The organism is Bacillus spizizenii TU-B-10, from assembly GCF_000227465.1.
In the GTDB taxonomy this organism is placed as follows: domain Bacteria; phylum Bacillota; class Bacilli; order Bacillales; family Bacillaceae; genus Bacillus; species Bacillus spizizenii.
Genome location: NC_016047.1, coordinates 1,085,213 through 1,099,765 on the forward strand (window position 1 = coordinate 1,085,213; position 14,553 = coordinate 1,099,765).

Consider the following 14,553-nt stretch of genomic DNA (forward strand, 5'->3'; position numbering starts at 1 on the left):
AACCGTGCTTTTGTGCATATGATGAATATAAATCTTTTCGAAAGACTTGTTTCATAATCTGGCACAAGCCGGAATACGTATGTATCACGACCACAAATGGTTAAGGAGGGGAATTCATGTCCCAAAATGACAGCGGCCATTTTTTGATTTCTGAGGAAAACTGGTCCCTCCATCGCAAAGGCTTCGATGACCAGCAGCGCCACCAGAAAAAAGTGCAGGAAGCGATCAAAAATAATCTTCCGGACCTCGTGACTGAGGAAAGTATTATTATGTCTAATGGAAAAGATGTAGTGAAGATCCCAATCCGTTCACTGGATGAGTATAAAATCCGTTATAACTATGATAAAAATAAACACGTAGGGCAAGGAGAAGGCGACAGCCAGGTTGGAGATGTTGTGGCCCGGGATGGATCAGACAAAAAACAGGGGCCTGGAAAAGGGCAGGGCGCCGGTGATCAGGCAGGCGAAGATTATTATGAAGCAGAAATTTCATTAATGGATTTAGAAGAAGCGCTTTTTAAAGAATTAGAACTTCCAAACCTTCAGCAAAAAGAGCGGGACAATATCATTCATACAGATATTGAATTTAATGATATCCGTAAAACAGGGTTAACCGGTAATATTGATAAGAAAAGAACAATGATGTCAGCTTTTAAACGAAACGCGATGTCAGGGAAGCCATCGTTCTATCCGATTTACCCGGAGGACCTGAAGTATAAGACGTGGAATGACATAACAAAGCCCGAGTCAAAAGCCGTCGTCTTAGCAATGATGGATACAAGCGGCAGTATGGGGGTTTGGGAAAAATACATGGCCAGAAGCTTCTTTTTCTGGATGACCCGTTTTTTGCGAACGAAATATGAGACTGTTGAAATTGAATTTATTGCCCATCATACAGAAGCAAGAGTCGTGTCGGAGGAGGACTTCTTCTCAAAGGGAGAAAGCGGCGGAACAATCTGTTCTTCCGTATACCGGAAGTCGCTTGAGCTTATTGACGAAAAGTACAATCCCGCCCGCTACAACATTTACCCGTTTCATTTTTCTGACGGTGACAACCTGACATCTGATAACGCGCGCTGTGTGAAACTGGTCAATGATATTATGAAGAAGGCCAATCTTTTCTGCTACGGCGAGGTCAATCAGTACAACAGGCATTCAACGTTAATGTCTGCATATAAAAATGTGAAAGACGAGAAATTTAAGTACTATATTTTAAAACAGAAGTCTGATGTTTTTCAGGCGCTGAAGAACTTTTTCAGAAATGAAGAGTCCGGAGTAAGCCATCAATTTTCGTAATGAAAAGCCCATTTCAGGGCTTTTTTTTATTTAATAAAAGTAAGAAAGCGGTTGCGAAAAAAATACGAGAAAAAAAGAGATTTTTCCTTTGACAAATCTTCTTTCATTTATTAATATTTTATCTTGTGAACTATTATTGAGGAATGAGGTGAAAAGGAGTTGACTGAATCAGAACGTGCTTTGCTCACTTTTGAACAGCTCTTTGATACGTCTCGGGCTATCTATAAAAAGCAGAAGAAGATATTGGAGATTGTACTTGAGCCTTTTGATATTACAGTCCTTCAATATTTACTGATGTTTAAAATTCATCAAAGCGGAAGCACGCCGCTCAGTAAGCTGGCCATGTCTCTTGATCTTAAGCCTGCTTCTGTGACCCGGATGACCGATATCCTGTATAACCGGCAATTGATGAATCGATATGACAGTCCGGCTGACCGCCGTATCGTAATGATTCAGTTAACCGAAGAGGGGGAAGAACTTTTACAGAAAGCCGCTGTGAAATACGCAAAAATGGGCGCGAGCCTGTATCAGGAGCTTGACACGTCTCAGCTTCAATATTTGCGCAAGCTTGCTGGGAGCTTATCGAAGCTCGCTGAAGGCTGTTCAGAAAAAAGCGGTAATTGAAAACTTCCCACATATTTTCACCATCTTTCCACAAAATGATAGAGGATGAAACGAAAGGAGAAAAACAAAATGAACAGAGGACGTTTAATTCTGACCAACATTATCGGTTTGATTGTTGTTCTTGCAATTATAGGCGGAGGTGCTTACTACTATTATCAAAGCACAAACTACGTAAAAACAGATGAAGCAAAAGTAGCCGGCGATATGGCTGCTATTACAGCTCCAGCAGCAGGTAAAGTATCTGACTGGGATCTTGAAGAAGGAAAAACAGTGAAAAAAGGCGACACAGTTGCAAAAATCAAAGGTGAACAAACTGTTGACGTAAAATCCATTATGGATGGAACAATTGTGAAAAACGAAGTGAAAAACGGACAAACCGTACAAGCTGGTACAACAATTGCACAAACGATTGACATGGACAACCTATACATCACAGCAAACATTAAAGAAACAGATATTGCGGATATTGAAGTAGGAAATAGTGTAGACGTAGTAGTGGACGGAGATCCTGATACAACTTTTGACGGTACTGTAGAAGAAATTGGCTATGCGACTAACTCAACTTTTGATATGCTTCCATCTACGAATTCAAGCGGAAACTACACAAAAGTAACACAAAAAATTCCTGTTAAAATTTCAATCAAAAACCCATCTGATAAGGTGCTTCCTGGTATGAATGCATCTGTTAAGATTTCTGAGTAAAACAGATCAGTCATCACACCATGAAAGGAGGTTGTCTTAGATGGCTACAGGCAAAGAAAAAAATGCAAAAAGCCCTATGTCATTGCTAATTGTGCTAATGGCGGGTTTATTTCTGGCAATTCTAAACCAAACACTGCTTAACGTTGCAATGCCGCACTTAATGACTGAATTTGGCGTAAGTGCAACGACGATTCAGTGGCTCACAACAGGTTACATGCTTGTTAACGGTGTCTTGATTCCGTTATCTGCGTTCCTGATTACGCGCTTTGGTCAACGGAGTCTCTTCCTCGTTGCCATGTTCTGTTTTACGCTCGGTACGTTAGTCTGCGGTATCGCACCTAACTTCTCTACCATGCTGATCGGCCGTTTGATCCAGGCTGTAGGCGGAGGTATCTTGCAGCCGCTCGTTATGACAACCATTCTGTTTATCTTCCCTCCTGAAAGCAGGGGGAAAGGAATGGGGATTTTCGGACTTGCAATGATGTTTGCTCCTGCGGTCGGCCCGACTCTTTCTGGGTGGATCATTGAGAATTATACATGGCGCATTATGTTTTACGGCCTTGTGCCGATCGGTGCCATTATTATTATTGTGGCTTTCTTCATCTTTAAAAACATGGTGGAACCGCAAAAAATCAAACTCGATACTCTCGGAGCGATTCTTTCTATTGTCGGTTTCGCATCTCTGCTATACGGTGTCAGTGAAGCCGGCTCTGACGGCTGGACTGATCCTATTGTATTATCAACAGTGATTATCGGCGTCATCGCAATTATTGCGTTTGTTGTTCAGCAATTGCGCCATGATGATCCGATGCTTGATTTCAGAGTGTTTAAATATGACATTTTCTCACTCTCGAGTGTCATTAATATCATTATTACAGTGGCACTTTACACTGGTATGTTCCTGTTACCGATCTATCTGCAAAACCTGGTCGGCTTTACGGCGCTTCAATCCGGTCTGCTTCTGCTTCCAGGTGCGATCGTTATGCTGATTATGTCACCGATCTCAGGTATTTTGTTCGATAAATTCGGACCGAGACCGCTTGCGATTATTGGGCTTCTCGTGACAGTGGTAACAACATATCAATATACGCAATTAACAATTGATACACCATATACGCACATCATGCTGATCTACTCAATTCGTGCATTTGGTATGTCTCTCTTAATGATGCCAGTCATGACAGCTGGGATGAACCAGCTTCCAGCCCGTCTGAACAGTCACGGAACGGCGATGAGCAACACGCTTCGCCAAATCAGTGGATCAATTGGTACAAGCTTAATTACGACGATTTATACAAACCGTACGACATTCCATTATTCACAAATTGCAGATAAAACAAGCACGGCGGACCCGAACTTCCTCCATGCATTCCAAAATGCAGTTTCGAATTTAATGGTGAATATGAATGTACCTTATGAAACAGCGAAAACGTATGTTTACACTCATATTTATAAACACGCGTCACTCGATTCAAACGTCATGGGGATTAATGACGCCTTTATGTGGGCAACATTATTCTGCGTAGCAGGATTAATTTTAAGTATCTTCCTGCGTGACGTCAGAAAAGATAAATTGCGTAAGAAGAAAAAAGAGGAGCTTTCATTACTTCCTGCTCCAAAAGAAGCTAAGGAATCTTAATCTGTACAGGGAGGTTTCCTGAATGAAAATTTATGTAGTGTATGATAGTGAAGGCGAACATACTAAGGTGCTTGCAGAAGCGATTGCTGAAGGCGCGAGAGAAAACGAGGCGGCTGAGGTATTGATTGACCATGTCGATCAAGCAGATATCCGCAAGCTGAAAGATATGGATGCGATTATCTGGGGATGCCCAGGGCATTTCGGAACAATCAGCTCCGGTCTTAAAGCTTGGATAGACAGGCTTGGCTACTTGTGGGCTGAAGGCGAGCTGATCAACAAAGTCGGCGCTGTTTTCTGCACAACGGCAACAACACACGGCGGTTTGGAAATGACAATGCACAACTTAATCACGCCGATGTTCCACCAAGGCATGATCGTTGTCGGTCTGCCTGGCAACGTGCCAGAAAACGCACTGTACGGCTCTTATTACGGAGCAGGCGTCACTTGTCCGGTTGACAGTGATGAGTTAATGTCTGAGGAAGGTATTCAGCTTGGACGCGCCTTAGGAAGACGCGTCAGCCAAGTCACAGGAAACCTAACAGCAGGACAGTAAGGAGAGGTTGAAATGGCCATTATTATAGCAATTATTGCTGCTGTCATTGTCATTGCGGGCCTTATTACATTTAACGTCCGCAACGCCTCTCCTGGACCCGAGAAGCAAGAAGCAACCGAAAGAATCGCCCCTCCAGAAGAGGAAAAAAACGAAGCGCAATACCCAGCTGAAGCAAGGGCTGCCGAGCATACGCCATCCGTTGTAAAAAACGATTCTCCAAAAGAGAAACGAGAAACAATGGGTGATGATATTTACAGGCAGGCGCTGCAAAAGTTTAAGCATTCTGATGAAGATCAGGCAGAAGAAGAGGTCACTGAAGAAAGTGACAAAATGCAGGACCGCAGCTATCGTGATGCACTGCTCTCCATGAAAAATAAGAAAAAGTAATCAAAAAGGCAAATCCGTTTACTCATGGCGGATTTGCCTTTTTTTTTGTTGTTTATATGTATGAAATATATTTTTTATCAAATAAATCCATGGAATATGTTGTATAAGGGTTTGATCTAGTGTACTATGTTACTCATACACCGAGGATTCTTCCGGGAGGTAAAGACATGGACTCTTTTTTAGGTTTGTTAAAGAAAGATATCAAGCTTTCAAGAATGTGGCTGCTAGTATGGATATGCGGAATCATTTTCTTATTGGGAACAGGCCATATTATAGCTTCTCGCACGAAAGAGCCTCTAGTCATTTTTGGTTTCTTTGTTGCAGTTGCTTTTTTTCTGCTTTTCCTATCTCCTGTTTTTGTGTTTTATCATCTTCGCAAAGAAGGGAAATCACAGCTTTGGCTGTACAATCCAAATGGCGGCTTCTGGCTGTTTTCTTCTAAATTGGCAGCATCTTTGCTCTATCAATTTCTGATTCAATTGGCATTAACGGCTTACGGTATTTGGATTTATCATATGCTCTCTGTAAATAATCTGCTGGAGCATCAAGTTGATATAACTAGTACAGCTACTTTGTTGAATATGTATGGGCTTATTTCTTCGTTAGATATGTCAGTAACAGTCATTGTGTTTTGGACTGTTTTTCACTCTCTCAGGAATTGGCGCGGAATGCGGTGGGCTGCGATGGTTCTGTTGGTCGCAGTGTGGTTCTTCTTCGATGAATACATCATAAGCCCTTTGGTTGAATCTCAAAAGCATTTCTGGCCGGTAACAGTCTATTGCAATTTTGAATTCCACTTCCACAACGTTTGGAGATTGGAATTAAAACCTATACATCTGTCTGTACTAGGGTTTCCTATTGCTATAATCATCACGGTCTTGCTGCTCATCATGGCTTCAAAACTGCTTGATCGTAAAGTAGAGGTGTGAATATGGACAATCATTTCCAATCCTCGAAACCGATTTATCTGCAAATCGCAGATCAGATCTTTTATCGGCTGGTCAGGAAGGAGTTGCTCCCAGGAGACAAGCTTCCTTCTGTAAGAGAAATGGCGATTCAAACCAAGGTAAATCCCAATACAATTCAAAGAACATACAGTGAGATGGAAAGGCTGGGTATTGTGGAGACAAGAAGAGGTCAAGGCACATTTATTGCGGAGAAAGCAGAAATCGTAGATGAGCTGAAGGACAGGCTGACACGGGAAGTACTGGAAGGCTTTGTGAAGCAAATGACAGAGCTGGGGCTAACGAAAGAGGAAATGGTAGAAAGGATTAAAACATTCACTGAGGGGAGCTAAAATGGAAATCAACTTAGAACATGTATCAAAAAAATACGGCCGCCACACCGCCGTCAATGATGTATCGATCACCTTATCATCCGGACGAATTTATGGACTGATCGGACCGAACGGCAGCGGCAAGTCAACAACCTTAAAAATGATGGCTGGCCTTCTCTTTCCTACTTCAGGATTCGTAAAAGCGGATGAAAAGCTGGTTACGAGAGATATGGTGCGTCAAACGGCTTATCTTACAGAGCTTGATATGTTTTATCCGCACTTCACTGTAAAGGATATGGTGAATTTTTATCAGTCACAATTTCCTGATTTTCAAACAGAACAAGCTTATAAGCTGTTGAATGAGATGCAGCTTGATCCGGAAAAAAAGATCAAAAAGTTATCAAAAGGAAATCGGGGAAGGCTGAAAATCGTCCTTGCTTTAGCAAGACGGGCATCTGTCATCTTGCTTGATGAACCTTTTTCCGGGCTTGATCCGATGGTCAGGGACTCCATCGTAAACAGCCTGGTGTCATACATTGATTTTGAGCAGCAGATTGTCGTGATCGCAACGCATGAGATTGATGAAATTGAAACTTTGCTAGACGAAGTAATCATACTTGCAAATGGAGAAAAAGTTGCTCAGCGTGATGTGGAAGATATTCGTGAGCAGGAAGGCATGTCTGTATTGCAATGGTTTAAATCAAAAATGGAAGTTTGCTAGAGGAGGAATTCGATGAAAACAGTATTGGAATTGAAAAATGTAACAAAGAACATCAGAGGCCGAACGATCATTGATCATCTGAGTTTTTCGATTCGTGAAGGCGAAGTATTCGGTTTTTTGGGGCCGAACGGAGCAGGTAAAACGACAACCATCCGGATGATGGTGGGGTTAATGAAGCTGTCAAAAGGTGATGTGCTCATTTGCGGCCAATCAATTACGAAAGAGTATGCCAAGGCGATTAAGCATATTGGGGCTATTGTAGAGAATCCAGAGCTGTATAAATTTTTGAGCGGATATAAAAATCTCCAGCAGTACGCAAGGATGGTCAAGGGTGTCACGAGGGAAAAAATTGATGAAGTCGTTGAGCTGGTCGGTTTAACAGACAGAATCCATGACAAGGTGAAAACGTATTCTCTTGGGATGAGACAGCGTCTTGGCTTGGCACAATGTCTTCTTCATGATCCGAAAGTGCTGATTTTGGATGAACCGACAAACGGCCTTGATCCGGCGGGGATCAGGGAAATCAGAGATCACTTGAAGAAGTTGACGCGAGAAAAAGGAATGGCTGTCATCGTCTCAAGCCACCTGCTGTCAGAAATGGAACTGATGTGTGACCGAATTGCGATTCTGCAAAAAGGAAAGCTTATCGATATTCAAAATGTGAGAGATGAAATCACTGATGAGAACGATACATATTTCTTTCAAGTTGAGCAGCCGAATGAAGCCGCTTCTGTTCTGAAGGAGTACAATTTGGTGAAGAAGGCAAATGGTGTAGAAGTCAAACTGGCTAAAGACGAAGTCCCTGCGGCTATTGAATTGCTGGTGATGCAGCAAGTCCGCATTTACGAAGTTAAAGTAGTGACAAAATCGTTAGAGGACCGTTTCTTGGAAATAACAGGTGAAGCAAAAGAGGAGGTTCAACATGCTTAATTTGATTTATAATGAGTGGATCAAAATTTTCAGCCGTGCCGGAACATGGGTGATGATCGGGATTCTGGGATTAACAATGGTTGGATTTGCATTTCTGGCGAATCATTTTTCTGCTGGTGATTCAAATCTCCATTGGAAACAAGAACTCCAAGCGGAAAACACCGTACTGAAGAAAGAAATCAAAGAAAATCCTTCACTGAAAGGTGAATATGAAGAAACAATCACACTTAACAACTATCGTATAGAGCATAACATCCCTGGTGACACAGGCTATACTGTATGGTCTTATGTAACGGATTCAGCAGGCTTTACAATCCTTACCGGGCTGTTTACCATTATTATCGCAGCCGGAATTGTCGCGAACGAATTTAATTGGGGAACCATAAAGCTATTAATGATCCGCCCGCTCAGCCGTTTTCAGATTTTGCTCTCCAAATATATTACAGTTCTCTTGTTTGGTTTCTTATTGCTGTTTATTTTATTTATAGGTTCTACTTTGCTGGGACTGATCTTTTTTGGGACAGGCGGTGACACTGCCGCGAATATTCATTTAATCTATAAGGATGGCCATGTCATTGAGCAAAACATGATGGGGCATTTGGCCACAACGTATCTTTCTGAATCCGTCGCGGCTTTAATGGTGGCGACGATGGCATTTATGCTGTCCGCTGTATTTAGAAACAGCTCTCTTGCAGTAGGGTTTTCCATCTTTTTGTTGGTAGCCGGTACGACTGCCACTGCATTTATTGCAGCGAAATTTGACTGGGCGAAGTATATATTGTTTGCTAATGTAAATTTGTCTCAGTATGTAGATGGCACACCGTTAATAAAAGGGATGACTATGACGTTCTCTATCAACATGCTGGTGATCTACTTTATCATCTTCCTGTTGCTTGCTTTCGGAATCTTCATGAAACGGGATATTGCAAACTAATGAAAAAAAGCTGTTTTGCTTATGCAAAACAGCTTTTTTATCGAAATAAAAACTGCAGGTTTGCACCTGCAGTTTTTCATATCAATTTATGCTTACGCTTCTTTAGTAACGTTAGCAGCTTGTGGTCCGCGGTTTCCTTCAACGATTTCAAAAGAAACAGCTTGGCCTTCTTCTAAAGTTTTGAAGCCTTCGCCTTGAATAGCAGAGAAATGAACGAATACATCGTCTTGACCTTCTACTTCGATGAATCCGAAACCTTTTTCAGAGTTGAACCATTTTACTTTACCTTCTAACATGAAATTTCCTCCTAAAGCGATCATAACGCTTAAATTCACTATTCTTGCTCTTAACAAACTTTCAAGACGAAAACTCTTACAAAACTTTCTTCTTAAAGATAGTTCGAACAAAAATAATTACCTTTACTCTACCAGTAATCTTCAGAAAAAACAACTGCTAAATGAAACTTTTTTCGGAAAATACCATATTTATTTTTCAATTTGATATTTATTTACGGAAATTCATCTGTTTTCTCGATATGTGATCATACGTTTGCCTTAGTATTCCTTCTTTTCGGGAAGACAATGTAATAGGAATTGACAACCTTATTGGATATGAGTAAGGTAAAAGTTAATCAATATTACAAATGACAACGTTTATCAACTAAGAGAGCGTATGATTTTTATGTCTGATATTGCTTGCATGCTCTAATACATAGATAGGAGTATGGTCACAATGAAAAAGTGGCTTATATGCAGTTTCGTTGTTGTTCTTCTCGTTTCATTTACAGCATGCTCACCGTCAGCAGAACATGAAACGATAAAAATCGGAATTGCTGAGTCTGACGAGGCAATATGGAACTATATTGCTAAAAAAGCTGAAGAAGCAGGGCTGGATATTCAGCTGATACCTTTTTCTGATTATGCGGAGTCTGATATCGCGCTTGCTAACAAAGAAATTGATGCCAACGCCTTTCAAAACATTTCATTTTTTCAGTCGTTCACTCAAAAATACAAACTTAAGCTGGAACCGCTCGGTACGACATACATAACGCCTATGGGCATTTATTCAAAACGGTATAACCGATTCCAAGATATACCACGAGGAGCTGTCGTTTCTGTACCGGATAAAGCACTCGATTTTGGCAGGGCGCTTACGGTGCTTAAGGAGGCAGGGTTGCTAACGTTGAAAAACGGATTTAACGGAACAGGTTCAGTCGATATGATTAAAGATAATCCGAGGCACCTGAAATTAAAAGCCGTCCGGCAACAGGATGTAGCGAGCGGCACCGACGTGTTTGTCATGAAACCGTCTGAAGCAAAAAAAGCGGGACTGAACCCGGAAAAACATGCCATAAAGAGCGGTGGACTAATGTCTAAGGAAGAGATGAATTTGATTGTTGTCAGAGCGGAGGACCAAGATCGGGAAGCGCTGCAAACCATTCTTGAGCTCTATCAAGCTGATGATACAGCGGCATTTATAGAAAAAGAATATCAGGGGGATCTTGTCCCGGCTTTTCTGCCTTTGAAACGTCTTTCAGATTGGAAGAATGAATTCGAACATTGAATTCATTCTTTTTTTTCTGAAAAACATACTTTGTTTCGTCCCGTTTCTTTCGCTTTGTACAGCATTTGATCGGCAAGAATCGGCAAGGATTCTGGATGCTCCGTATTATTAGGATAATGAGAGGCCCCCAGTGATATCGTAACTGACAGCTCTTCACCATTTGTTAATCTAATTGGTGCGTCACTGACAGCACATCTGATCCGTTCTGCGATCTGGGCTGCTTTATCAAGCGTACAGTTCGGCAGGAGCACGGCAAATTCTTCACCGCCAATCCGTGCGGCAGGATCAGTATTTCGGATGCTCTGCTTCAGACGTGAGCCCAGCTCTTTCAGCACCTGATCTCCTTCATGATGGCCGTATTGGTCATTGATGGTTTTAAAATGGTCGATATCCATATAAATCAGTGCGAATTGAAAATGCGGGGTATTGGCCGCCTGTTGATATAGAGCTTGTGTGATTTCTTCAAACTTTCTTCGGTTATAAATGCCTGTTAAAAAGTCAAAGTGCGCCTGAAACTTATATTGTTTAAAAAGAAGATGTGCATTTGTTTCATGATCAATAATATATAAACTGAGCATGCCGCCCGCTATTGAGACGATCCAAAAATATAAGTGAAGTTCATTTGAATGTAAATCTATAAGAAAATAAAAGGAAAAGGAGATCATACTATTTGTGATCATTAAAAGATAGAAAGCATGTTTTAATTGGACTTTTTTTCTTCTAGAAACAATGAGTGACGGGATGGCAGCGATACAAATGATAATAACCGAGTATATTGCAGATGTGTTCATCGTGATCAGCATGCGGCCTGCAGCGATCATAACCAAGGCCGTTGCCGTTGAAACCCAGCCCCCATAAAGAGCGGCAATCATAATAGGGATATTTCGAAGATCAATGATTGAATGCTGATAGGTAAATCCAAAAACCATTAGAATAACCCCGAGCAAACCGCAGGCCAGTCCTTTAACAGCTTGGAAGGATATGCTGTCTTTTTTATGTACTAACCTTTCTTTAAACAGGTGGGTGAAGAGATAATTAAATGTGATTAAAATGGTCAAGTTTACAAACAGTTCTTTCAGCAAATATTATCACCCTTATATAAGGTACTAAAGATGGAAGGGAAAGAAAAGAACAAAAAAGGGATTATATAAGGTTTTTTTACTTGAATCCTTAGTTTAAATAATTCGCACTTGACCTATCGGAATTAGTGTAATATAGTAAATGAGAAAATTTGAAGGGAGAGTTTACCTGCTTTGGAGACTTTACTAGTTGTATTACATGTATTTATTTTACTTTTACTTATCTTAGGGCTTTTTGTGATGCAGAAAAAACATGTTTCCTTCTCTAAACGTGTATTTACTGCGCTGGGGCTGGGGATTGTATTCGGATTTGCGCTTCAGCTGATTTACGGCCCGACTTCAAATATAGTCATTCAAACAGCGGACTGGTTTAATATTGCCGGTGGCGGGTATGTCAAATTGCTTCAAATGGTTGTCATGCCGCTCGTTTTTATTTCAATTCTTGGTGCATTTACAAAGCTGAAGCTGACAAAAAATCTCGGAAAAATCAGCGGTTTGATTATCGGGATATTAGTAGCGACAACAGCTGTAGCGGCAGCTGTCGGTATTGCCTCCGCGCTTTCTTTTGACCTACAGGCGATTCAGGTTGACCAAGGGGATACAGAGCTTTCGCGGGGACAGGAACTTCAGCAGAAATCAGAAGATATGACAGCGAAATCGCTGCCGCAGCAGATTGTTGAACTGCTGCCGGGAAACCCGTTTTTAGATTTTACGGGAGCTAGACCGACTTCAACGATCGCGGTCGTTATTTTTGCCGCTTTCCTTGGAATGGCATTCCTCGGTGTGAAGCATAAACAGCCGGAACAGGCAGAAACATTTAAAAAAATGGTTGATGCCGTTTATGCCATTGTCATGCGTGTTGTTACCCTCATTTTGAGACTGACGCCTTATGGGGTGCTGGCCATTATGACAAAAACGATTGCGACGAGTGATATTGACAGCATTCTAAAATTAGGGATGTTTGTGGTTGCTTCGTATGCCGCGTTAATCACAATGTTTATCATTCATTTGCTGCTGCTGACGCTCAGTGGTTTGAATCCGGTTGTTTATTTGAAGAAGGCGCTGCCTGTACTTGTATTTGCTTTTACTTCACGGTCAAGCGCGGGTGCTTTGCCGCTAAATATTAAAACACAGAAAAGCATGGGTGTGCCGGAAGGAATCGCAAACTTTGCCGGTTCGTTTGGTCTTTCAATCGGGCAAAATGGATGCGCCGGCATTTATCCTGCGATGCTGGCGATGATGATTGCTCCGACTATCGGCCAAAATCCGTTTGACCCGGTGTTTATTATCACAGTTATCGCAGTCGTTGCCATCAGCTCCTTCGGTGTTGCCGGAGTTGGCGGCGGAGCGACATTCGCGGCGCTTCTTGTTTTATCATCATTAAATATGCCTGTCGCACTCGCAGGTTTATTAATCTCAATCGAACCGTTAATCGACATGGGGCGTACTGCTCTGAATGTCAGCGGAAGTATGACATCTGGCCTCATTACGAGTAAGGTAACGAAGGAAATTGATCCAGGTATATTCAATGATCAATCCAGAGTGATCGAAGCCGAAGAAGCGTAACATATGAAAACGTGTAATCCATCTTGGATTACACGTTTTTTTTAACGTCCGGGTTCTAAGTCCTCAAGCATTTCCATCATGGTGTTGTCGTCCATCACATTCATTGCGCTTTGTTCAAATTGAATGGGTTCAGCATAATGCGGCTGTCTTTTTTTCGCTGCTGTCTCAGTTTGCCTAGTTTGAGTCTGTGTATGCTGATGCTGGGTTTGCTGCGCTCCGGCATGCTGATGCTGACGGCCATTTTGCTGTTGGCTTTGATTTTGCGAACGTTCCTGATTATTACCGCCGCCAAGTGCTTGTTTGACCATATTTCCTACATTAGAAGCATCAAACATGTTATTTTTAGAATTTTGTCTGTTCATTTGTCCTGTAATAAACCCGCTGATTTTTTGGCGGATCTGTGGTGATAAAGCAGCAATAAGCATAGTTGACCCTATAATCATTGCTGCGGGGCTGAGTCCTCTTCGCTGATTGAACAACGTGATCCCTCCTTTATAAGTGTATTGATATTTTCCCCTCTAATTAGACAAATTAACCGCTTTATTTCCCGGGAAAGCATTTCCGTTATTTTTTCATGCATAATTAGAGCCAGTTAGAAAAACCTATAAGTAAAGTGATAAAGGAGGAATTCACATGCTTGGAAAAAAACAAGTCCTTGCGTCCATGCTTCTTATCCCTTTGCTTATGACTGGCTGCGGTATGGCCAATCAGGGTGAGGGCAGACGTGATAATGCAAATCCAGAAAACGTTAACTACCGCAATCCGGCAAACGATAATGGCACAAGAAATATTAACGATGCCAATAATAATCGTGACAATGTCGATAATAATGTAACTGACAATGTCAACGATAACGGCAACAACAACAACGGTAATGATAACCGTAAATTAGAAGTTGCTGACGACGCTGCCGATAAAATCACAGATATGAAAGAAGTAAAACATGCAAATGTAATTGTTGCCGGAAATCAAGCATATGTTGCGGTTGTATTAACAAATGGAAATAAAGAAGTTGGAAAAGATCTCAAAAAGAAAATTTCTGATAAAGTGAGAGACACCGATAAAAACATGGATAATGTTTACGTTTCTGCGAATCCAGACTTTGTAGACCGAATGCAGGGATATGGCGAGCGGATACAAAATGGCGATCCGATTGCAGGATTCTTTGATGAATTCAGTGAAACTGTACAGCGTATATTCCCGCAAGCTGAATAAATGAAAAAAGCCGCATAATTTGTGCGGCTTTTTCTTTGCGTTAATGACACACCGCGAATGCAGGCTGCA

General features: G+C 41.6%; 16 protein-coding genes and 1 pseudogene. 14 read left to right on the forward strand and 3 right to left on the reverse strand.

The window, feature by feature from the left end; all coding sequences use genetic code 11:
- The first annotated feature begins 116 nt into the window (after window positions 1-116).
- The 11 genes and pseudogenes from yhbH to GYO_RS27375 all read left to right on the forward strand — a co-directional run bounded on the left by yhbH (window position 117) and on the right by GYO_RS27375 (window position 9,061).
- The gene (yhbH, locus tag GYO_RS27320; protein WP_014113143.1) at window positions 117-1,295 is read left to right on the forward strand and encodes a sporulation protein YhbH; all 1,179 of its coding nucleotides are present in this window, start codon (window positions 117-119) and stop codon (window positions 1,293-1,295) included.
- Window positions 1,296-1,454: 159 nt separating this feature from the next.
- Entirely contained in the window at window positions 1,455-1,919 is a 465-nt protein-coding gene (locus GYO_RS27330) for a MarR family transcriptional regulator (protein WP_014113144.1), read from the forward strand.
- A gap of 35 nt (window positions 1,920-1,954) precedes the next feature.
- A pseudogene (locus GYO_RS27335) lies at window positions 1,955-2,621 on the forward strand (biotin/lipoyl-containing protein).
- A gap of 40 nt (window positions 2,622-2,661) precedes the next feature.
- On the forward strand, window positions 2,662-4,260 hold the full coding sequence (locus GYO_RS27340; protein ID WP_014113146.1) for an MFS transporter: 1,599 nt from the start codon (window positions 2,662-2,664) through the stop codon (window positions 4,258-4,260).
- Between the two features lie 22 nt (window positions 4,261-4,282).
- A complete protein-coding gene (locus GYO_RS27345) occupies window positions 4,283-4,813 on the forward strand; it encodes an NAD(P)H-dependent oxidoreductase (RefSeq protein ID WP_014113147.1) in 531 nt (176 codons plus the stop codon).
- Window positions 4,814-4,825: 12 nt separating this feature from the next.
- Window positions 4,826-5,200 carry a hypothetical protein gene (locus GYO_RS27350; RefSeq protein WP_014113148.1) on the forward strand — a complete coding sequence of 125 codons (375 nt, stop codon included), beginning with the start codon at window positions 4,826-4,828 and terminating at the stop codon, window positions 5,198-5,200.
- 167 nt (window positions 5,201-5,367) lie between these two features.
- Window positions 5,368-6,129, forward strand: a complete 762-nt coding sequence (locus tag GYO_RS27355; RefSeq protein WP_014113149.1) for a hypothetical protein — start codon at window positions 5,368-5,370, stop codon at window positions 6,127-6,129.
- Between the two features lie 2 nt (window positions 6,130-6,131).
- Window positions 6,132-6,497, forward strand: a complete 366-nt coding sequence (locus GYO_RS27360) for a GntR family transcriptional regulator (protein WP_014113150.1) — start codon at window positions 6,132-6,134, stop codon at window positions 6,495-6,497.
- A 1-nt stretch (window position 6,498) separates the two neighbouring features.
- Window positions 6,499-7,197, forward strand: a complete 699-nt coding sequence (locus tag GYO_RS27365) for an ABC transporter ATP-binding protein (protein WP_014113151.1) — start codon at window positions 6,499-6,501, stop codon at window positions 7,195-7,197.
- A gap of 12 nt (window positions 7,198-7,209) precedes the next feature.
- Window positions 7,210-8,127: an ABC transporter ATP-binding protein gene (locus GYO_RS27370; protein ID WP_014113152.1), complete on the forward strand. Its 918-nt coding sequence runs from the start codon at window positions 7,210-7,212 to the stop codon at window positions 8,125-8,127.
- Window positions 8,120-9,061 carry an ABC transporter permease gene (locus tag GYO_RS27375; protein WP_014113153.1) on the forward strand — a complete coding sequence of 314 codons (942 nt, stop codon included), beginning with the start codon at window positions 8,120-8,122 and terminating at the stop codon, window positions 9,059-9,061. Before GYO_RS27370 ends, GYO_RS27375 begins: the two co-directional genes overlap by 8 nt.
- A gap of 92 nt (window positions 9,062-9,153) precedes the next feature.
- Here GYO_RS27375 and cspB read toward each other — a convergent pair whose 3' ends face one another.
- The gene (cspB, locus tag GYO_RS27380) at window positions 9,154-9,357 is read right to left on the reverse strand and encodes a cold shock-like protein CspB (protein ID WP_003224086.1); all 204 of its coding nucleotides are present in this window, start codon (window positions 9,355-9,357) and stop codon (window positions 9,154-9,156) included.
- A 436-nt stretch (window positions 9,358-9,793) separates the two neighbouring features.
- On the opposite strand from cspB, the gene GYO_RS27385 reads away from it, so the two are divergent.
- Complete coding sequence (locus tag GYO_RS27385) at window positions 9,794-10,624, forward strand: MetQ/NlpA family ABC transporter substrate-binding protein (RefSeq protein WP_014113154.1); 831 nt, start codon at window positions 9,794-9,796, stop codon at window positions 10,622-10,624.
- A 2-nt stretch (window positions 10,625-10,626) separates the two neighbouring features.
- Here the strand turns inward: GYO_RS27385 and dgcK are convergent, their stop codons facing one another.
- A complete protein-coding gene (gene dgcK, locus GYO_RS27390) occupies window positions 10,627-11,706 on the reverse strand; it encodes a diguanylate cyclase DgcK (RefSeq protein WP_014113155.1) in 1,080 nt (359 codons plus the stop codon).
- Between the two features lie 171 nt (window positions 11,707-11,877).
- Here dgcK and tcyP point away from each other — a divergent pair, with 171 nt between their 5' ends.
- Window positions 11,878-13,269: an L-cystine transporter TcyP gene (tcyP, locus tag GYO_RS27395; RefSeq protein WP_014113156.1), complete on the forward strand. Its 1,392-nt coding sequence runs from the start codon at window positions 11,878-11,880 to the stop codon at window positions 13,267-13,269.
- A 41-nt stretch (window positions 13,270-13,310) separates the two neighbouring features.
- Here the strand turns inward: tcyP and GYO_RS27400 are convergent, their stop codons facing one another.
- Window positions 13,311-13,712, reverse strand: coding sequence for a hypothetical protein (locus tag GYO_RS27400; RefSeq protein WP_079288719.1), 402 nt, complete (start codon window positions 13,710-13,712; stop codon window positions 13,311-13,313).
- A 190-nt stretch (window positions 13,713-13,902) separates the two neighbouring features.
- On the opposite strand from GYO_RS27400, the gene GYO_RS27405 reads away from it, so the two are divergent.
- On the forward strand, window positions 13,903-14,484 hold the full coding sequence (locus tag GYO_RS27405) for a YhcN/YlaJ family sporulation lipoprotein (protein ID WP_014113158.1): 582 nt from the start codon (window positions 13,903-13,905) through the stop codon (window positions 14,482-14,484).
- Window positions 14,485-14,553 lie beyond the last annotated feature (69 nt).

Coding starts and splice junctions, on each gene's coding strand:
- GYO_RS27400 (WP_079288719.1), bottom strand. CDS start 13,712: ATGATTATAGGGTCAACTATGCTTATTGCTGCTTTATCACCACAGATC.
- GYO_RS27350 (WP_014113148.1), top strand. CDS start 4,826: ATGGCCATTATTATAGCAATTATTGCTGCTGTCATTGTCATTGCGGGC.
- GYO_RS27405 (WP_014113158.1), top strand. CDS start 13,903: ATGCTTGGAAAAAAACAAGTCCTTGCGTCCATGCTTCTTATCCCTTTG.
- GYO_RS27355 (WP_014113149.1), top strand. CDS start 5,368: ATGGACTCTTTTTTAGGTTTGTTAAAGAAAGATATCAAGCTTTCAAGA.
- GYO_RS27345 (WP_014113147.1), top strand. CDS start 4,283: ATGAAAATTTATGTAGTGTATGATAGTGAAGGCGAACATACTAAGGTG.
- yhbH (WP_014113143.1), top strand. CDS start 117: ATGTCCCAAAATGACAGCGGCCATTTTTTGATTTCTGAGGAAAACTGG.
- GYO_RS27375 (WP_014113153.1), top strand. CDS start 8,120: ATGCTTAATTTGATTTATAATGAGTGGATCAAAATTTTCAGCCGTGCC.
- GYO_RS27360 (WP_014113150.1), top strand. CDS start 6,132: ATGGACAATCATTTCCAATCCTCGAAACCGATTTATCTGCAAATCGCA.
- cspB (WP_003224086.1), bottom strand. CDS start 9,357: ATGTTAGAAGGTAAAGTAAAATGGTTCAACTCTGAAAAAGGTTTCGGA.
- GYO_RS27340 (WP_014113146.1), top strand. CDS start 2,662: ATGGCTACAGGCAAAGAAAAAAATGCAAAAAGCCCTATGTCATTGCTA.
- GYO_RS27365 (WP_014113151.1), top strand. CDS start 6,499: ATGGAAATCAACTTAGAACATGTATCAAAAAAATACGGCCGCCACACC.
- GYO_RS27385 (WP_014113154.1), top strand. CDS start 9,794: ATGAAAAAGTGGCTTATATGCAGTTTCGTTGTTGTTCTTCTCGTTTCA.
- GYO_RS27370 (WP_014113152.1), top strand. CDS start 7,210: ATGAAAACAGTATTGGAATTGAAAAATGTAACAAAGAACATCAGAGGC.